This is a genomic window from Bacteroides sp. AM37-9, assembly GCF_003603455.1.
Taxonomy (GTDB): domain Bacteria; phylum Bacteroidota; class Bacteroidia; order Bacteroidales; family Bacteroidaceae; genus Bacteroides; species Bacteroides xylanisolvens.
Genome location: NZ_QTNF01000041.1, coordinates 19,835 through 40,598, shown reverse-complemented (window position 1 = coordinate 40,598; position 20,764 = coordinate 19,835). Strand labels below are relative to the sequence as shown.

Here is a 20,764-nt window from a genome sequence, read left to right as displayed (position 1 = left end):
AACGTACGTATGTCGTACTCTCCGGACTGAATGAGAATATGCCGGAATCGGAGGCTGCATTCAAACTGGCTAAAGACGGATTAACGAACCGCCTGCGTACCGAACGTATCATCAAAGGTGACATCATCTGGAGTTATATCAATGCACAGGACCTAGGCCAAAACGTAGACCCACGTATCAAGCTCTACAATGATATACAGAACATGACGCTGAAAAACATTGCCGATTTCCAAAAGCAATGGGTAAAAGGACGCACGTATGTTTATTGCATTCTGGGAGATAAGAAGGATTTGGAACTGGATAAGCTGAAAGCTGTAGGTCTTATTGAAGAATTGACGCTGGAGCAGATTTTCGGATACTAAAAAGGAACGAATAAACTAAGTATGTCTTCTAAATAAGTTTATACTATCAAAATCAAGAAGTTTTTCTTTATAAGGAATTTGTAAAAATGAAAACAATACAAACTAATTAGGGAGATGTACTTATAAATAATAAACGGTGAACAACTCTGCCAATTGCACAGATTTTGTTCACCGTTTTATTGTTTGCGACTTATCGTTTACGGTTTATCGTTTCATATTTAACGTTCACCGTCACCGTCCATCTCTTATTTCTCATTTTCTTCGTACATCTTTTCAATCTGCTCACTATAATTCTTGGCAACTACCGACCGTTTCAATTTCAACGTATTAGTCAGTTCTCCACGTTCCATACTGAACGGTTCGGGAAGCAGAGTGAAACGTTTGATTTGCTCATAGTGTGCAAACTGCTGTTGGAGTGTATCAATCCGTGCACGAAACAATCCTACAATCTTCGGATGTTTCAACAGTTCCTCCATATCTTTGTATTTAATGCCTTTTTCTTCCGCATACTCTTTCACAAACCCATATACAGGAACAATCAGAGCGGAAACAAACTTACGCTGATCGGCAATAATGGCAATCTGGTCAATATAACGGTCAATAACCAATTTCGTTTCCAAAGCTTGCGGAGCAACATATTTGCCGTTCGATGTTTTGAATAGGTCTTTAATGCGTTCCGTCAGGAAAAGCTGGCCATTTTTAAAGTAACCGGCATCACCTGTATGAAACCAGCCATCCGGTTCAATGGCAGCAGCCGTAGCTTCTGCTTTCTTATAATAACCTTTGGTAATCGTCTTGCCCCGAAGAAGAATTTCATTGTCTTCACCGATTTTCACTTCAATTCCCGGAAGTACAACACCTACTGAACCGATATCATAGCCAACCGGCAATGTACAAGATACAGTGGCCGTCGATTCCGTCAAACCATATCCTACCACCATATTGATTCCTACCGAATGGACAAATTCATTGATTTCATCGGGGACGGCAGCACCGGCAGTCGGGAAAAAGTTACCGTTCTCAATACCGATTGTTTTTTTCAGTAGAGAGTAGATTGTCTTTTCGTAGAATTTATATTTCAGTTGATTCATCACCGGAGGAGTCTTACCCAAACGCAGATAATCCAGATTATGGATTCTACCTACCCGGATAGCATCCAGCATCAGTGCTTTCTTCAACCCTGTTGTTTCGTTAATTTTCTCCTGTACACCTGCATATACTTTCTCCCAGAAACGGGGAACACTACACATCAGTGTCGGACGAATTTCCTTAATCGTTGTCTGAATATCCGCCGGACGAAGATTGATACAAATCTGCACTCCTTTATGAATACAGAGATAACACCATGCTTTCTCAAACACGTGTGTCAAGGGGAGGAAGTTCATAGATACATCCTTATCCGACATGGTCGTCAAACGGTCATCGTGTGTATGAAACTGTTCCAGATAACAGGAATGATGAAGCATGACGCCCTTCGGTTCACCCGTTGTGCCGGATGTATAGAGAATGTTTGCCAAGTCATCGTATGAAGCCCGTTCGGTACGCTCTTCTACCGTATCATTGTGAGGTAATCCCTCTCCCATCGCCATAAACTCATCAAAATAGATAGACGATACGTCGCGGGGATCTTTCACTACCGAACGATCAAAAATAATCAGTTGTTGCAGAGAGGTGCAGAAACCAAAGATGCTGAAAGCAGCATCATACTGGTATTGCTCGCCTACAAAAAGGAAACGAATCTGCGCATCATTAATGATATATTGCGCCTGCGCAGGTGAACTCGTTGCATAAAACGGAATAGTAACAGCCCGATTGGCAAACGCGCCAAAGTCGACATAGAACCATTCGGGTTTATTTTGTGAAAATATACCGATATTCTCTTGTTCTTCTACTCCCAATGCCACGAAAGCATTAGCTGCTTGCCGTACTGATCCGGAGAACTGCTTCCATGAAATAGGAATCCATTGAGCTGTCTCATAGTCACGGTATTTTAAGGCTACCTTGTCGCCATATTTTTCGGCCTGACGATGGACCAGGACAGATAAATGATGATAAGTCATACTCTTTGTATTAGTAAATATGGTACAAAGGTATTAGTTTTATTTGAAACTATTGCTCAAAACGACTATCTTTGTGCAAATATTAAGGTATAGATAAAAGATTTGCACTATGAAATATGATATTCCGTATATGACAACAGAGGCTGTAAGCCTGCTTAAATCACTGATTAGTATTCCTTCAATCAGCCGGGAAGAAACCCAAGCTGCGGATTTCCTGCAAAACTATATTGAAATGGCAGGTATGCAGACGGGACGTAAAGGAAATAATGTGTGGTGCTTTAGTCCTATGTTTGATCTGAAGAAGCCGACTATTTTACTTAACTCCCACATAGACACAGTGAAACCTGTTAACGGTTGGCGGAAAGATCCGTTCACTCCACGTGAAGAAAACGGTAAGATCTATGGATTAGGAAGTAACGATGCCGGTGCCAGCGTTGTTTCGTTATTACAGGTGTTCCTGCAACTATGTCGTACTTCGCAGAAGTATAATCTGATTTATCTGGCCTCTTGTGAAGAAGAAGTTTCTGGAAAAGACGGAATTGAGAGCGTATTGCCGGGACTTCCTCCAGTCTCATTTGCCATAGTGGGCGAACCGACAGAGATGCAACCCGCCATTGCCGAAAAGGGATTAATGGTATTGGATGTTACTGCCACAGGTAAGGCGGGACACGCAGCGCGTAATGAAGGAGACAATGCTATTTACAAAGTATTAGATGATATTGCCTGGTTCCGTGACTATCGTTTTGAGAAAGAGTCACCCTTGTTGGGTCCCGTGAAGATGAGTGTTACTGTTATCAATGCCGGTACACAACACAATGTGATTCCCGACAAATGTACTTTCATCGTCGATGTCCGGAGTAACGAGCTTTACTCAAATGAAGAACTGTTTGCTGAAATCAAAAAGCATATTTCCTGTGAAGCCCAAGCTCGTTCATTCCGTCTCAATTCTTCACGAATTGACGAGAAACACCCATTTGTACAGAAAGCTATGAAGTTAGGACGCGTTCCTTTTGGTTCTCCAACATTGTCCGACCAAGCCTTAATGTCCTTCCCATCGGTAAAAATTGGTCCGGGACGCTCGTCACGTTCACACACGGCAGAGGAATATATTATGCTGAAAGAGATAGAAGAAGCTATCGGACTTTATTTAGAGCTATTGGACGGGCTTCTGATTTAAGCCATAGCTATTCATACTTGCTGTAAGAAATCCGATATAACTTAACTGTCACAGCAAGTATGAATTGTCCACCAATACGAACAAATTCATCCAGATTAGCAAATCACGATACTATAATACAACAATCATTCCAACAGATTAAACAATGTCTTTTCCAGCTTCTTACTTCTTAAATCTTTTGCAACAACAATGCCCTTAGGATCTACAAGAAAAGTTTTGGGTATTGCATAAATACCATATACATCAGCAGCATCCACATTCAATACTTGTATCCAGTTCATTCCGAGTTCTTCAATAGCAGTCCTCCAAGGTTTCTGTTTCTTATCTATAGAGATGCTAATCACCTCAAATCCCTTAGAAGCATATTTTTCATAAGCAGCTTTCACATTGGGCATTTCATTCCGGCACGGACCGCACCATGAAGCCCAAAAGTCTATTAACACATACTTCCCCTTACCTACATAGTCGGACAACTGTTTTATCTCTCCAGCATTGTCTTTCACCTTAGCGTTCGGAAAACGTTCGCCAATCTTTATCTTAGCGTCCATTGCCTGCCGTTTCTTTTGTTCTTCACGCTCCTCCGGAGTCATTTTCTTTTCACGCTCGGCCTCAAAACGCCGGGCCATTTGCCTCATTTTTTCTAATTTATCTTTCACCAATACATGCTGCGAAAACACAGGAGAAGCCTCGCTCATCATATCTTCTAATAGACTGTAATACATAGACACTTCTTCTAAAGATAACAGAAATACTCCCACCAAACTGTTTTGGTGTTCTTCTACAAAAGCGCGAATCGAATCCCTCTGTGCCAAATCTATCTCCACATTTTTCCGCCATATTGCAGCAAATGCAGTATCCCGTTTCAGTGCTTCTCTAAAACTCTCTCCGGATTTCTGGCTCATAACAAGTGAAATATTACTTTTCACTATTTGTTTGTTATTATTTATCACCGACTGCATTCCTTTCCAAGCCACATCCAAAGTATCGTTCAGCGGTGTACCTCCTACGGTCCTCGTGGTAAGATTAATCACAATCTTTCCTTTTTCGAGAATCAACGGATAAGTTTCTCCATCCCTATCCTTAATAAGTGCAATATTCGGTGTCTGACGTACACCAGAAAAAGAGAACTTTCCCTTTTTCACTTTTGCACTGTCGAGAATGACTTCTTTGGCTTTCTCTCCATCATCCATCAGACACAAATACAACAACTGATTATTCCATTTCTCACCAGCATTGCCTCTAATCGAAAACTTTCCTTGTGCAGAAGAAAATATAGCAATAGCACAAAACGTGCATAAAATCATAATTCGATTTCTCATACGGAATAAGTTTATATCAAAAAAAACAGTTCACACTTATGTTCAATACCTGCTATTGTCATTTCAAATTCTAATAATCATTTAAACTAATAATAGATCTTCTTATTTTTCTTATCGGAAACGACCTGATAATCCTTCACCTCTATATTAAAAAATGATTTAAACTTTCCATCATCATTAGAAGGCAACTGTTCTTTATCTTTTTTGTGTGGCAACTCAAGAATATCTATTTCTTTCACACTTTTCTTCAGTTTCGGGAATAAAAGACTGATATAAATATATTTATGATTAAATCCTTTGACAGCCAACAGCCTCCCCATCGGAGCTCCACCATCATATCCCCGCACATTATACTCATCGCCACTTTTCTTATCGATAATCTTAAATCCCGGACTATAATACAACCATTGCCAATCCCAATAAATAGGTTGTATGAATGTCACTTTAGTATCATTCTTTCTCCTTTCAATCGAATATAAAGAAGGACTTGTAGACATCCCATTCTCATACGCTTTCTCATACACTTCTTCAGGAACTATAACTATACTATCGCTTGGAAGCATATAGGCTTGTGCATATAATTCTTTATCACGCTTCTTCTTTTGCTCATATTCTTTCAACCGCTGTTCACCTCTTTTTACTCGTTCACTTTTCTCCGGCATTACCTCTTTGGACATCTCGGTATGGAGTTGCTGCACTAACAACGGTGTTGTCTCACGCATAACAATCAATGAAGCCTCTTTATATTTTTTACCTACGGGAGATTCATAAAATGCAGCAACAGCTTTTAATTCTTCCAATGTTAAATGCTTCTCATAAACAGGCATATACATTTCAAACATCTTATTTTCTACTTTCTCTTTCCAGTTTTTAGAGAACTCATTCCAATAAGCCTCATCCTTTTTCGGCGCATTCAATTTCATTATAGATGATAATCTCTGGAGAAAGTCATCCGTAGTAGTCGAAGTACCAGAAAAATCCATGATTTTCTTCAACGTTTCTTTGTACTCATCTGTCGCATTTGTATTTTGTGCAGAAGCTGGTAAAATTAAAGTAAACAGTGCAATTATACACATCGTTACTTTAGGAAGGAAAATGTTTTTCATAATTATCTAATTTCATTTATTTTGATTCCATATTTTATTTTGCATTTTTTACAAAGATACACATTAAATCTATATCATTTAATAGAATAGTACAATCAATGAGGCTACTATCCGGCTGCCCTGCAATGTATAGATAAACGAAATATCCCCTATTCATCGCTAATTATAACATTCATTCCCCTCTCTTATCAAAATGGCTTTGGACAATTCATTTCATCTTTTGATATGATATTATTATCTTTTTCTCACATACTTCGTTCATTTTTCGTAATTAACGCTATCTTTGCAATAGGTCGCTAAATCTAAATAAGACTTTCAAAATACATAATATACGAATATGAAAAAGATTTTATTTTTATATATCATTCATCTAGGATTTGCCCTACAACCCATACAAATTCAAGCTTGTTGTCTCGACAATGAGGCTGTTCTCGCCAATGGGACTGCCATTATTCTACAATCACCTAAAGTGGACAATACCAAAACCATTCAGTTCATCAAAGATTTCTACGCAAACTACGTTTTTGGAGCAAAGAATTATGTTCCGGCAGTAAAAAAGCATTGTACAGCCAAATTGCAAAAGCAGCTGAAAGATAACTACGAGTATGACGGCGAAGGATATGCGATATGGAACTTCCGAACAGGTATGCAAGACGGACCAAGCGACATATCTAAAGTAACATCAGTAACTGCATTGGGAAATGGTTTATACAAGGTCAATTTCATTGATATGGGAATAAAGGGTAACCGTACTTTGAAAATTATCGACGTAAACGGGACACTGAAGTTCGATGCTATTAAATAATCCCCTCTAAGCAGATATATTATCAATTTAACAGATAACTAAAAAAGCCTTACTATTCAATCAAACAATGAAAGTAAATCATCTATAAGACTACATCCTTCACCGCTTTCACCTTCTTCCTGAAACCTCCGTCCAAAACAAGAAAACGGGTGAAAGCGACCATGCAAAAGCCCTTCTATCACGCTTTCACCACTTTCACCGACATACTTCAAATCGGTAAGCGTCTCCGCGATGCCGTCTTGTTTTATTTGCCATTGTCTTCTACCTTTGCCCTCAAAAAAAAGACGGCTCCTCCTAATCTTCCTTATCCTTTGATTGTTGAAGACTACAAGCACCATCTTCGTAGTTTTCCTGACAGTTATTTGAGTTTTCAGTCTTTTTGTGAACTCTACAATGTCCGTGTTGAAAGTGTCCGTCAATGGATGCGTCGTCGTGGCATTGATCTCAGCGTATTATATTATGAAGTCTTGTTGAAACGTTCCACCTCTGCTCCCGCTTTTGAAATCCCCCAGACCTTTTACGGACGGCGTAAAACTTCCCGTCCGCCTGCTGAACAAGAGCCGGCTGCCGTGCAGGTTGTATCCTCCCCTGAAGTTTTAAAAGGCGTTTCCATTACATTTCCTGACGGCGTGACAGTCAATATCCGACAAGCCCATGCCACGGCATTGACCAAATTCATCGAATCCTATAACAAACTAAGTACCCAAAGCTATGTTCAGTCTGAATGAATACATTAGTTACTACCTTTATCCACGCTATATTGATATGAATAAAGGAATCGAATGCCTTTCTGAATTAATCCGCTCGCAGATGAATGCCAACCCCTTAAGCGGAGACGCTTTCCTGTTTTTCGGCAAGAAAAAAGACATGGTCAAAGTACTTCGCTGGGATACCGATGGATTTATTTTATATCAAAAACGATTGGAAGAAGGTACTTTTGAATTACCCCGTTTTAAGTCTTCTCAAGGGCTGTGTAAGCTTGAATGGGAGATCTTTTTTATGATAATGAAAGGCATCTCGCCGCGCTCAGTACTTCTGAGAAAACGTTTTAAAACCTAGCTTTTAACAGATTAACACATTGATATACAAATATTTAATCATGAACATAATTTATTTTACTAACATATTATCCGTATCTTTACACCATAAATTACAAACGGATAATAAGCTTGCTGGAGGAACAATTACGTTTTTCCAAAGAACAAAACAATCAGCTGCTTGATCAGAACAAGCGTATGCCCGAACAGTTGTCTGCCCAGTCGAACAATGTCTTCCTTCTTACCCATCAGGTTGAAACTCTTACAGAAGCACTACAATCGCTTGAAAAAGCCTTTTCTGCAAAGGAAGCGTCTATGCAGAAAATGCAGAAGACTAACCAGGCATTAAGCAAACTGATAACTAAAAAATCAGAGAAAATAATCCCTATTCCATCCGCTGACGAACCGGTAGGGAACCGAAAGAAAAAAGCTCCCTCTCCAAAGGAACGCGGCAACAACAATGCCCGGCGTAAGGAATACTTTGACCTGGAGATACAAGAACATGACATCTATCCGTCCTGTCCCGGCTTCCAGCCCGAATTTGGGGAGTTTTTGAAGATAGTGGATTCCATCCGCTACGAATATATCCCTCCCCGTTTCATCAAACATATTAACCACCAGTATTATTGCCGGTACATGGGAAATATTATAGCCGGGAGCCTGCCTGCCACGCCGTTGCTGAACTCCAATTATGATGCCTCTTTCATTACCGGTATCCTGCAATTACGTTATATTTATTCCATGTCGGTGGAAAGAATCATCAAACTCTTTGCCGAAAACGGCTTCAAAATGAACAAGTCCACCGCACACGGGCTGATCCGGAAAGCGGCCCGGGTGTTTGATGTCCTGCAGGAAGTTCTGCACGATGCCGTCCACAAGGATGATTATCTGCATATGGATGAGACTTATCATACCATATTGGAAAAAGGAATCCAATCAAAGACCGGAAAGAATTCCTGCAAAGGATATATTTGGACAAATGGAAGAAGTAACGGCATCGCAGAGACGCTTACGCAACAAAGCAAGCCTCCTGACAGTAATTGTTTAAAAGAATAAATAGACTGTTTCATCATTTTCCTTATCTTGTGCTCTTGAATCACAAATATAAAAAGAATTTGTGAGATTCAGGCAGATTTTGGTGGACTAATTCAATTCGCCTGCTAAGTTCGGTAGCCCCACCCAGCTCGGAAAGCCTGAACCTGCGCGGTTCGGACTTCCGAGTTATCTTCCAAAAGGGATATACGGCACTTTGCATATCCACACGGGGTAAAGCCGGAGTCCGAACGATATAAAAGATTTGGTTATCCGGACTTCATTGACAAACAAATTGAACAAGCTGAAATCCAATTTGCCAGAAGCGGTTTGATGAAGATGTTTGCGGATAATAATCTTTATGTGGATTCTATCTTTCTCCTGTCAGAGATTGAATACAATCGACTTCTTCCTGTTGATAAGGTACTCCGGTAGAACGATAGATATCATGAAACCATAATTCCGGTTCTTCGCCTGACGAAATAACGTCATCCCAGGCAAAAATAGTATTTGTCTTTCCTGCAACAAATCCCCAATTGATGGCGCCTACCTTTTCTTTTTTCATCAAAGGAAGAACATTACAAAAGCGGCTGTCATTGCGACGCGCCATATATTCAGTACAGATCAACGGACGGTTAAGCATCTTCAGAAATTTGATACATTCGCCATGCCGCTCCTCATTATCGTAATTATGATAAGAGATGATGTCCGAATGATTCAACACAAACGCATTCAGGACATTCTTCCGGGGCGAATTATAGTCCCATACACCGGCAGTAATCGGTTGTGACGGTTTACAATCGCGCACCCAACGAAAGACATTTGTCAATAAAGACAAAGAAGTTTCTTCATGTTTACTATTTCCGGGTTCATTATACAAATCCCACATCAATATCCGGTCATCGTTAGCATAGGTCCGAACAATATCTTTTACATACTCTTGTAGAAAAGGATATAAAGTCAGTGTATCTTTGCGCAAGCTACACGAAGGGTCCTGCACCCAGCCGGAATTATGAACACCCGGCTTCGGTTTTGGTTGTTCACCATAAGTTGACTCCGGATTCCAACAATCATCGAAGAACACAAACATAGGGCGGATTGAATACTTCCTGCAAATATTCAAGAATTCATCCATACGTTTCTTCATTCCTGCCGCATCATTTTGCCATACGACACTGCTCAAGAAAACGCGTAAGGTATTAAAGCCCAGTTCATGCGCCCATGATAGTTCTTTGTCAATCTGTTCAGGATCGAAAGTATCCGTACTCCACATTTCTATCTGATTGATTGCCGTTGCCGGAATATAATTGCAACCGACCAGCCAAGGCTGATTGTCATACCATTTCTGTATTTTCTCTTCCGGCCAACGGCTGTTATTTGAAGAACTAGATTTCTGTGTACAGGCACATACACATATTCCCGCTAAAAAGAATAAAAACACAACACTAACATTCCATTTATTTTTCATTGTATAATAATTTATGATACTATTTTCAATTGATTAATGTGTAAGGAACTCCCTACAAAATATGGTTATTGTCTGATTTTTAACACTAAAAAGGAGACGTTCCATGTTTTACTGAGACGCTAACTGAGATCACTTATTCTACTTATCAGTCGCAAAAGGCAAAACAGGGAGATTATTGTCTCCATAAAGGTTACCGTCCGGATAATCAGCCCAATTATAGCGCACAACTGAAGGTCTCTCTACAAGAACAGATTTTAATTCTATCGTCTTGTCATCAATCATTCGGGCATTTGCATATCCCCAATTATTATCCTTGTCACCAACAATAAATCCTGTAATTACACCTCCATGAGATTTTACTAATTTGTCGAATCTCAGCAGGGCTTTGTTACCTTCAAACTTTGTTTCAATACATACAGGAGCCTCGCAGATTTGTCGTTGTCCATACGTCTTATCCAAAGCCAAAAGACATAGTCGTCGTGCGACTTCAGCCTTATTTGTCGGGTGGATATCAATTGGATTGCCTAAATCTACAGCACTTGCCATTGCGGTATTTGGTAATTCAAGAGCTTTCGCTTGTGCCTGACGCAGAAGAGCCCATTCAGACTCCGGCTGCACCGCAACAGGCTGCAGAAAACCAGCCAACTGCACAAAATAGAACGGCATATCAGGTTTTCCAAATGCTTCACGCCATCCTTTTATCATATTCTTGAAACATACCTCATACATTTGGTCACGCCCAACGTTATTGCAACCTTGATACCATATAACACCGGCAACAGGCATTTGCGTAAGTGGATAAATCATTGCATTATAGAGCACGGTCGGGAAATTAGGCGATGTAGGCTCTTTGAATTTTATGTGCGACTTCGCAAAATCACTTAAAACTATATACGACCACATTCCGTCTAATGAATATGACACACCATTGACATCTGCATATGATGATTTCCAAATACCACCACCTCCACCATTGTCTACTACCTCAATAGTTATGACGTTTTTTCCAGCATTAACATAGCGACCATCGACAAAGTAATGACGAGCTTTCTCAAAACCTGATGTAACCCCTACTTTAACCCCATTGAAATATGTGCAGTCATAATCATCTATTGCTCCGATATGCAATTGCAAGGGGCTACCGGCAGCTTCCTGTGGAAGTTCCAATTCATATTGAAATACAACAACACCATCGAGCCCTGGCAGGCCATTGTCTTCCCATAGAGACGGCACACTCATGCTCTTCCATGGAATTTCCTGATGAAAAAGCGCCCGATTAATAGGATATTCAATCTTCTGAGGTGCATCATATTCATCATAAAGCTTTTTGAATATGTTATCCCGTAGTTCATCTTCCGAAAGGCTACTTTCGAGCAGCCGGTTTATGTTTTTTATTTCAGGCACATTCCTTAGAGATTTTTGAGGAGTCCATGCTTCAATATCCGTTCCTCCCCATGTGGCATCTATAATACCGATAGGTATATTAAGCGAATCCTGTAGCATCGTGCCATATAAATAACCTATTGCCGAAAACGAAGCTGCCGATGGCGAAGATTCTATCCAACCATATTCTACGGCAGCATCATCAAGTGGAGCGAGCGATGTTGTATTCTTAATTTGCATTAAACGCAGAGCCGGATGATGCATTGAAGCGACAATCTGATCGGCATCCATAAGTCTGGCCCAGTCTCCACGTATCGGGAATTCCATGTTCGACTGCCCTGAGCATATCCAGACCTCACCAATGAGAATATTTTGCAATACTTTTTTATCTACACCATCATTTATTACCATTGAGTAAGGACCACCAGCAACAGGAGTGCTAAAACGCAATGAGAAGTAACCGTCGATATTGGCCTGTGTCGATATACTTTCCTGTAACCAGTCAGCAGAGAGAGTAACTCTCGATTTCGGATTGGCATGCCCTGACATTGTAATGGTTGAATTTCGTTGTAGTACCATATTGTCAGTGTAAATTTGAGGCAAGACAATCTCGGCAACGACATTGTCAACGCATAAAATCATACATGTCAATATGAGAAAGTATCGAAGTTTTTTCATCTTTATTTCTTTTTATAATCATCTATTTCTACTTATTTTATATCAAACTGTGCTATAGCTATCGTTCACATTATTCAGCTTTAAAACGTTTAGTCTGTACATCGCGAGAGTTCGGCCCTACCATTACATCAAATTCTCCCGGCTCATAAAGATATTGCAATTCCGAATTATAAAACTTCAAGTCTGCTGCGGTAATGATAAACTTCACTTCACGGCTTTCACCCTTTCTCAGGAAGATTCGTTCGAAACCTTTCAGTTCTTTTATCGGCCGGGCTATTTCCGCGTATATATCATGCAAATAAAGTTGTACTATCTCGTATCCATCATAATTCCCTACATTACTCACGGTCACAGATACCGTCAAGTCTCCATTCTCAGATAATGTTTCCGAACTCAAATGCATATCTCCATAGGTAAAACGGGTATAACTTAAACCGTATCCGAAAGGATAAAGAGGTTCATTGGTTGTATCCAAATAATTACTGGAATAACGATTGAAAGTACTATTATCAGGGTCGGGACGTCCTGTGTTCAAGTGATTATAGAATAAAGGAAGCTGACCGACCGAACGGGGAAAAGTAGTAGTCAATTTACCACTCGGAGACATTTTGCCGAACAACACATCAGCAATAGCGTCACCCGTTTCACTACCACCAAACCAGACATTCAAAATGGAATGGACATTCGCCTCCTCCCAATTCAAAACTAACGGGCGCCCCGTAAACAAAAGCAGCACAACAGGTTTACCCGTTTTTACCAAAGCCTTCAACAAATCCTGTTGGGCATCGGGAATATTAAGATTTGTACGTGAAGCCGATTCGCCACTCATTTCCGCACATTCACCTAAAGCAGCAACAATAATATCCGCGCGAGCAGCTGTAGCAAGTGCATCATCCAGTAATTGACGATTGTCGCCACGTTCCAAAGGACGTATGCCGACAGCACCCTTCTCAAGCCTCTCGTCATAGTAGATATTGCTACCTTTCGCATATAGTATTTCAGCCTTATCACCTACTGCAGAACGAAGACTCTCCAACAAAGTAGCATGACGGGAAGGAGTACAAGTCATACTCCACATTCCGCACATATTGTTACGCGCATCAGCCATAGGTCCTATTAGGGCTATTCGTCCCTTCTGTTCGAGCGGAAGCAGATTATCGGTGTTCTTCAGCAGGACAAATGTTTCAGCAGCAATCTCACGTGCTGCGGCACGGTGAACATCCGCATAAAGAACATCTTTGGTACGTAAGGTATCACAGTATTTATACGGATCTGAAAACAGACCTAATTTATACTTTGCTTCCAACACACGTCGGCAAGCTGTATTAATCTGTTCCTCGGTAACCTTACCCTCTTTCAGAGATTCTGCAAGTGTGTTCAGAAAACCGCAGGAAACCATATCCATGTCCGTTCCCGCCTGTAAAGCACGTATGGAAGCCTCTTTCAGAGGGGCCACACCATGAGTGGACATTTCGGCAATAGAGTTATAGTCTGTCACCAATAGCCCGCGGAAGCCCCATTCATCACGCAACAGGTCAGTCAGCAACCATTTATTCGCTGTAGCTGGAATGCCATCCACCAAATTAAAGGAGCTCATCACACTACCAACACCGACATCAACTGCTGCCCGATAAGGGGCAAGATATTCATTATACATACGTTGCCGACTCATATCCACCGTGTTGTAATCCTGACCTGACTCGGAAGCACCATAAAGTGCAAAATGTTTCACACAGGACAAGATCTCATCTTTTCCCTGCATATTGTTACCCTGATAACCGCGCACATATGCTTTTGCAAACAGAGAACCCAAATAAGGGTCTTCACCACTACCTTCGGCAATGCGTCCCCAACGGCTATCGCGACAAATGTCAACCATGGGACTGAAAGTCCAACTGATACCGTCGGCACTGGCTTCAACGGCAGAAATACGAGCCATCCGTTCCACTGCCAGTGTATCCCAACTACAGGAAAGCGCTAAAGGAATAGGAAAAATGGTTTCATAACCATGGATAACATCCGCACCAACAAGCAAGGGAATTTTCAGACGACTTTCCTCCACGGCCAAACGTTGCAGGGCGTAAATCTTATGGACTCCCTTTACATTGAAAAAGCCACCGATCTCCTGTTTACGAATCATCTCTCCAAGCTCACCGTTCATTACAGAACCGGTAACAAGGTCACCACCGGAAGGCAAATTCAACTGTCCGAGCTTCTCATGGAGAGTCATTTGATTCAGCAAATCTGTAATAAAATGATCCATCTCTATATCTTTCCTTTCGTTAGATTGCGAACAAGAAAAGAATATAAATCCGCACAAAACATAACATAAAAGATTCCTTATTTTCATATATTTACCAGTTGGTTTATTATTTATTTGTTTTTTCTTTCCATACCACCACTCCGGCAGGTTCGAGGCGTGCACTGCCGATCAATATCTCCGCCTCATCGGGAATGGCTATTTCCTGAATGTCCGATGTATAGTTCAAAGCGATATAAAAACCGTCCCGCCATTCCTTCACTACTCCGTATGGTAAGTCTTCAGTCGGTACACCGGCTTCCTCATATACACGACGTACTACTTCTTTCTCCAATTTCCCGTCATCGGTATCCGTTCCGATATAGGTGACCGTTCCTTTACCCAGTCTACGGTGTATCACGGAAGCAGCTCCCTTATAAAACTGGTCCGCATACACAGCCCAAACATCTGTTCCGGCAGCCGGAGTTAGTACGTCCGCCCAATTGTTCCAGGCGTATTCCTCATCGCCAAAATCTACTTTTCCGTAGAGACTGTGAGGCAGATGGTCATAGTACAAGCTGTTTATTCCGGCCAGTTGGTGGATGGGAGCAGCCAAAGGAGCCTCCCACAGTTTGGCATTACGGTCTTTCTGCCCGGTACGGCAGGTCAAAATCAGATGTCCTCCATTCTTCACGTATTCAGTCCAACGTTCTACCAAATTGTTATCAAGCAACTGATAAGCCGGCGCAATCAGGAAGGGATAACCCGAAAAATCCTCCTTCTCCGAGATCACATCGACGGGAGCGGCAAAGGATTTCAACAGGTTGTAATACTTATGTATGTGCGGCATCGTCCACCACTGGTCTGTTTGACGCTGGAACTCCATTTCCCAATAGTTGTTCATATCGAAAAGCAGTCCAATGCGTCGGGAAGCCAGCTGTTTGGGCATACGGCTTTTCTTATCGTAGGCAGCACGAAGCTTTTTCATCTCCTGCGTGATACGTACATATTCTTCACCGCCCGGAGAAAGAGTCACCCCATCGGTCATTATCATGCCGTAATGGTATTGCTCACTGCCTTTCAGAGGTTGACGGAAACGGTAATTGCACACAAACTTCCCACCACCTGCAAAAACGTGATACACCCACATACGCACAGCGCCGGGTAGGGGTTGTGGATTATACACTCCCCAGTTCACTTGACCGGGTTGTAGTTCCATCACTCCGAATGTTTTGCCGACACGGTTACGAAACTGGTCATTTGAAAACCCGAGATCTTCGGGAATCCCCATTCGAAAGCCCTGGCTGCCTATTCCTTGATTATGTCCGGTTACCAGATAGCGGGTGTAGGTCAGGAAGTCCGTATGATCGATCCGTACCGGGTCAACCGGATTGAAAACAGGAATCAGGTTGGTAGTGATCCATTGGTCTCTGCTGATATGCCGCCGGAGTATGCCTGCCTGCATATTAACAAAGCCCGCCAATTCGTCCGCCATGAAACGATTCATATCAAGCATGGCGTGAGGGTTCGGTTTTTCAGGAACCTCCTGCTGATTGGGAAGACAAACCTGTTCGAAATTCTGATAAGTTTCACTCCAGAAAGAGGTTCCCCATGTATCATTCAATTTATCAATTATGCCGTATTTTTTTTGCAACCAGATACGAAACTTCGCCTGCGCATTTTCGCTGTAATCCACTACTCCGTAGTGTCCCGGCTCATTATCGATTTGCCAACCAATAACGGTAGGATTATTACCATAATGTTTTGCTAAACGAGAGACGATATTTTCCACATAGCGACGATAACAGTCACTGCTCCAAGAAGCATGTTGTCGACGACCATGCTGAATTTGTACACCATTATCCCGCCGAATCAAAATATCGGGATGTTTTTTCGACAACCAAACTGGAGGCGTAGAGGTAGGTGTACACATGATTACTTTCAGACCATATTTCTCCGCTAAAGACACAGCACGATCCAACCACTCAAAATTATACCTTCCTTCTTCCGGTTCCATCATAGACCAAGAGAATTCGGCAAAATGGGTGAACTTAATTCCCATATCTGACATTTTTTTCAAATCACGTTCCCATTGAGAAGAATCCCATTGCTCTGGATAATAATAAGAGCCTAAAGAAAACAGTTCTTCCTTAGGGAAGGATTTTTCGACAAGAGACTGAGAAAATACTGTTGCAGAAAATAATATGCTTAAAATAAAAGTTATTGTTTTCATTGGTAATTTATTTAGATATAAGGAGAGTGTCATTCTACGACACCTCTCCTCACACTCCATCTAATATATAGAGAGAAAACTATTCAACAACTATCACTGATTCCCACTTTAATTTAGGAGCATCGCCAGCAAGGTCCCAAATATCTGTGCTCCAACCTAACTCAAGTTTACCTACCGTTTCCTTCAAAGTAGTTGCAGCACGACCTCCATTATATCGATAATCATTGATATATGTATTTATTTTATCTTCAGTAAATTCCGCACTAACGTCTACACTGTTACCATTGACCACAAGAGGAATATCATAATTAGAGAAACAACGCTGTAACGTTAAATTAGAACCATTAATCCATCCTGTAACAAGTCCTGAGCCTAAATCAGATAATGATGTCACAGAATAATTCCAAGCAATACAACCTTCAACTGTACTATTACTGCATCCATCAGTTCGACCTACAATCCCGCCCGCATTGGTATTGGCTATAACTTTTGCTGTCGAATAACAATTGGAAATTGTGGTATTTGGTGACAGTTCTCCAGTAATACCTCCTGCCGCTTTTCCATTTTCAGAACTGATTGTACCGGAAGAGTAGCAATTAGAAATACGACAATTAGCTATTCTAGCCGTAATTCCGCCGGCATAAGCATCCGCACCACCAATAGCAGTTACAGTTCCACCTTTATAAAAGCAGCCTGAAATACTTCCGCCGCCACCATTGTTACAATCTCCGACAATACCTCCTGCAGCTGTCCCACTTACATTGGCAGAAGAAGAACTGTTTAATATACTACCCTGCCTCAACACTCCACAAATACCTCCAATTGCAAAAGCCGGATTTCCCCAATCCCAATTCAAATTCACTTCACCGTCAACAGAACCACTAACATGAGTATTCACAATTTCCGTTTTAGGATTAAAATATCCCCAATGCCCCACAGCTCCCGCCACAATCCCTACAGGTCTTCCTGTACCTGAAACAACAGCATTTTCAAAAGTGACATCTTTACATGAACCTATTAACACACCAAAGAAACTAGCATAGGGGGTACCTTCACAAGACCAATTACTTATCTTATGATTATTGCCATTAAAATGAATTATACGATATTCTCCCCAATCCAAATTTCCACCTGCATCAACTAAAGGCATCCAGCTTGCTCCAGCCAAATCAATATCATTCCGAAGTTCAAAATAAATTTCCTCTCCGGCAGCAATCGCATCGACTTTTACTTTCATCGCCAACAGATCATCTATAGAACTCAAAAGATGAGGATTAGTTGCAGTTCCTTCTTTTGCAGGAATTTCTACCCTGAATATAATCTTACTTTTAGTAGATTCTATTTTCGCTTCTTCCGTAAATGAACGCAAATATAATCCAAGCACATATACCTGTGGAACATCTGTGCGTGGAGGTTCTGTGAATGAGACAGTAACCGATTTCTTCGTTTCACCTGTTGTAAAAACAATCGGATTATCATCAATCGTCCATTGTTCGTCCGAGAAGTATTTATAGGTATGTTCATCATTCAATTCTTCATTAACTTCTTCTTCCGTCAATTTCGCAAATAACGCAACTGTTTCTTCCGCATCCACACTTCTTTCAATATCAAACTGAAACGAGGGACTTATCCTAATATCGATGATATCCTGTAATCCCGACGCGACTAAAGATATAACGATATTATCCGGTTGCCCAGGACCTTCAGGTTTTTCAATCTCGTCATTGCCTAAAAAGATATCTTCATCCTTAGAACATGAATAAAAAGCTATTACACAAACAAATAGCCATAAGATATAAAATTGATAGTGTTTCATAATAATAATTTTTGGATTTTTTTTTAATAAATACGTGCTGCAAAACCACCTCCAGGAGCCATTTTAATAGTCAAAGATGTCGCATTGGAAACATTCTTTACTTCTTTTACATAATGCTTTGCATTCAAGGCTGCATCATCCGCATCTCTCATTAACTCCATTGTATATTCACCTGCTGTCAAAAAAGACAAAGGAACTGTTACGGTACGTGCATCTTTGTTGTTTACTCCGCCAACAAACCACTCACCATTATGTCCTTTACGGGCAATAATAATATACTGTCCTATTTTTGCATCCAAAGGAACTGATTCTTCCCACACAGTCGGAATCTTAGAAATAAAGTCTATTGACTCCTGATTATTATTGTAATTTGTAGGTCCGTCACATAATGTTCCTAATGGACTAAATATCGAAATAAATAAAGCTAACTGCTGACACCGCGTACCTTCGCATGAGCGTCTGGACCACTGGCTACCAATAGGAATATTTTTCATAGCACCCGGCGTGTAATCTGACGGCCCTGCCAATTGACGAATAAAAGGAAAAGTCACAACATAATCAACCATGTCCCTCAACCCTACAAATCCAGTGGACGCAAACTCCATTCCTTTCACCGCCTCATAACTTACAATATTAGGATATGTACGTTCTACTCCTGACGGCTTCGGACAACCATGATAAATCATCAATAAATTATATTTGGCGGATACCTCTGCGGCTTTATAAAAACGTTCCATAATGCGTTGGTTGTCATATTCCCAAAAATCTATTTTAAAACCTTTAATACCCATTCTGGAATATTGTTGACAGATTGCTTCCATATCTCCATCACTAAAGTTAGCAGCACCGCCCCATAAAATAAGCCCGACTCCTTTTTGCTTTCCATATTCAATTAGTTCCTCCAATCTTATTTCCGGACGCGCTTCAGCCAAAGAACTTCCGTTTAAAGCCCACCCTGAATCAATGATATAGTACGGTAAGCCTTTAGAAGCTGCAAAATCTATAAAATGTTTATAAGTATCATAAGTTTTTGCACCTTCTCCTCTTCCATCCCACCAACTCCAATAATCCCATGTTGCCAAACCCGGTTTAATCCATGAAGTATTTGTTATTTTAGAAGGAGCAGCCAATCTATATACCATATCATTAGACAACAAATCCATATCACGTTCTGCCACACACAACACTCGCCAAGGAAAAGTACGAGCACCGTTACAGTCTGCAATATACTCCGCATAACCTCCTACCTGATAATGACTACCATAATTCGCAGAAGGCTCCATACTTGTAGGATAAGCTGCAAAAGTAGCATTCAGCACATCATCCGAATTAGAGTTACGACTCAAGAACAATCCCGGATAATTGACCGCATCCGATTCTGCAATACAAAGCTTCTTTCCATTACCACACACCGCCAACATTGGGGTCATTATAAGTTTATCTTTTATCACACCATTAACCGTAGTCAAAGTATACATTTCTTCAAAGCTGGAATTGAACTTATCATTCGAAGAGAAACTACTTTGAGGAGCATAAGCTACATAAATCTGGTTATTCTCAGCAAAGGTAAAATCAGCCTGCTCACCATAAATCTTATAATTATCCGTACGTTTAGAGATAAAACGGTAAGCCATACCTTCATCATACACTCGAAATTCCACATCAAAATCATCTCCAAAATCAAGATACAGTCTATTATATTTATCGGTAACTGTCTTTTTTAAATAGAACGATGTAGAAAATGATTCATTAATCGTCTCTTCTTTGGTATCCTTCAATTCTCTTCCACCACCCCAGATAATTCCATGTCCCAATTGCAATGCTATAGTGGACTTGGCAAGCATGGGAGTTCCCCCATAGTTCAAATCAAAGGTCAGTTTTTTTCCTGTACTGACATTTACTTCCAGCAAACCATTAGGAGACTTTATTGCAAAATCTTTTCCAACAACAGAACCTCCTTTTGATAAATTATCCTCATTAGAATCTTTACATGCAGTAACCAATACTAATAAAAAGACTATCCCTTTCACCAAAAAGCTTTTCATATCC

Annotated in this window: 14 protein-coding genes and 1 pseudogene; 6 read left to right on the top strand and 9 right to left on the bottom strand. The window is 40.8% G+C overall.

The window, feature by feature from the left end; genetic code table 11:
• Positions 1–35 precede the first annotated feature (35 nt).
• Positions 36–362: pseudogene (locus DW862_RS22075) on the top strand (insulinase family protein); the annotation flags it as partial.
• A gap of 245 nt (positions 363–607) precedes the next feature.
• Here the strand turns inward: DW862_RS22075 and DW862_RS22070 are convergent.
• Positions 608–2,422 (bottom strand): long-chain fatty acid--CoA ligase, encoded by a 1,815-nt coding sequence (locus DW862_RS22070; protein ID WP_008024263.1) that lies wholly within the window; start codon positions 2,420–2,422, stop codon positions 608–610.
• A gap of 109 nt (positions 2,423–2,531) precedes the next feature.
• Here DW862_RS22070 and DW862_RS22065 point away from each other — a divergent pair, with 109 nt between their 5' ends.
• Positions 2,532–3,599, top strand: coding sequence for a M20 family metallo-hydrolase (locus DW862_RS22065; protein WP_120070439.1), 1,068 nt, complete (start codon positions 2,532–2,534; stop codon positions 3,597–3,599).
• Between the two features lie 125 nt (positions 3,600–3,724).
• Here the strand turns inward: DW862_RS22065 and DW862_RS22060 are convergent, their stop codons facing one another.
• Together DW862_RS22060 and DW862_RS22055 are read right to left on the bottom strand one after the other, a co-directional pair.
• The gene (locus DW862_RS22060; RefSeq protein ID WP_120070434.1) at positions 3,725–4,918 is read right to left on the bottom strand and encodes a TlpA disulfide reductase family protein; all 1,194 of its coding nucleotides are present in this window, start codon (positions 4,916–4,918) and stop codon (positions 3,725–3,727) included.
• 86 nt (positions 4,919–5,004) lie between these two features.
• Positions 5,005–6,024: a DUF2059 domain-containing protein gene (locus DW862_RS22055; RefSeq protein WP_087323708.1), complete on the bottom strand. Its 1,020-nt coding sequence runs from the start codon at positions 6,022–6,024 to the stop codon at positions 5,005–5,007.
• 337 nt (positions 6,025–6,361) lie between these two features.
• Here DW862_RS22055 and DW862_RS22050 point away from each other — a divergent pair, with 337 nt between their 5' ends.
• The 4 genes from DW862_RS22050 (at position 6,362) to DW862_RS22035 (ending at position 8,922) form a co-directional block, all read left to right on the top strand.
• A complete protein-coding gene (locus DW862_RS22050; RefSeq protein WP_004299546.1) occupies positions 6,362–6,829 on the top strand; it encodes a hypothetical protein in 468 nt (155 codons plus the stop codon).
• A gap of 149 nt (positions 6,830–6,978) precedes the next feature.
• Positions 6,979–7,557: a hypothetical protein gene (locus DW862_RS22045; protein ID WP_133304340.1), complete on the top strand. Its 579-nt coding sequence runs from the start codon at positions 6,979–6,981 to the stop codon at positions 7,555–7,557.
• Entirely contained in the window at positions 7,541–7,888 is a 348-nt protein-coding gene (gene tnpB / locus DW862_RS22040) for an IS66 family insertion sequence element accessory protein TnpB (RefSeq protein ID WP_087323712.1), read from the top strand. The genes DW862_RS22045 and tnpB overlap by 17 nt, the downstream gene beginning before the upstream one ends.
• Positions 7,889–7,998: 110 nt before the next feature.
• The gene (locus tag DW862_RS22035; protein ID WP_120070431.1) at positions 7,999–8,922 is read left to right on the top strand and encodes a transposase; all 924 of its coding nucleotides are present in this window, start codon (positions 7,999–8,001) and stop codon (positions 8,920–8,922) included.
• Positions 8,923–9,268: 346 nt separating this feature from the next.
• On the opposite strand, the gene DW862_RS22030 is transcribed toward DW862_RS22035, so the two are convergent.
• The 6 genes from DW862_RS22030 to DW862_RS22005 all read right to left on the bottom strand — a co-directional run bounded on the left by DW862_RS22030 (position 9,269) and on the right by DW862_RS22005 (position 20,760).
• Complete coding sequence (locus DW862_RS22030) at positions 9,269–10,366, bottom strand: cellulase family glycosylhydrolase (protein WP_087323713.1); 1,098 nt, start codon at positions 10,364–10,366, stop codon at positions 9,269–9,271.
• 138 nt (positions 10,367–10,504) lie between these two features.
• The gene (locus DW862_RS22025; RefSeq protein ID WP_117685395.1) at positions 10,505–12,427 is read right to left on the bottom strand and encodes a sialate O-acetylesterase; all 1,923 of its coding nucleotides are present in this window, start codon (positions 12,425–12,427) and stop codon (positions 10,505–10,507) included.
• Between the two features lie 70 nt (positions 12,428–12,497).
• Positions 12,498–14,777 carry a beta-glucosidase BglX gene (bglX, locus tag DW862_RS22020; protein WP_087323718.1) on the bottom strand — a complete coding sequence of 760 codons (2,280 nt, stop codon included), beginning with the start codon at positions 14,775–14,777 and terminating at the stop codon, positions 12,498–12,500.
• 19 nt (positions 14,778–14,796) lie between these two features.
• Positions 14,797–16,899: a beta-galactosidase gene (locus tag DW862_RS22015; RefSeq protein WP_120070428.1), complete on the bottom strand. Its 2,103-nt coding sequence runs from the start codon at positions 16,897–16,899 to the stop codon at positions 14,797–14,799.
• Positions 16,900–16,978: 79 nt separating this feature from the next.
• Positions 16,979–18,715 carry a hypothetical protein gene (locus DW862_RS22010; RefSeq protein ID WP_087323721.1) on the bottom strand — a complete coding sequence of 579 codons (1,737 nt, stop codon included), beginning with the start codon at positions 18,713–18,715 and terminating at the stop codon, positions 16,979–16,981.
• 23 nt (positions 18,716–18,738) lie between these two features.
• On the bottom strand, positions 18,739–20,760 hold the full coding sequence (locus DW862_RS22005; RefSeq protein ID WP_165861961.1) for a glycoside hydrolase family 97 protein: 2,022 nt from the start codon (positions 20,758–20,760) through the stop codon (positions 18,739–18,741).
• Between the last annotated feature and the right edge of the window lie 4 nt (positions 20,761–20,764).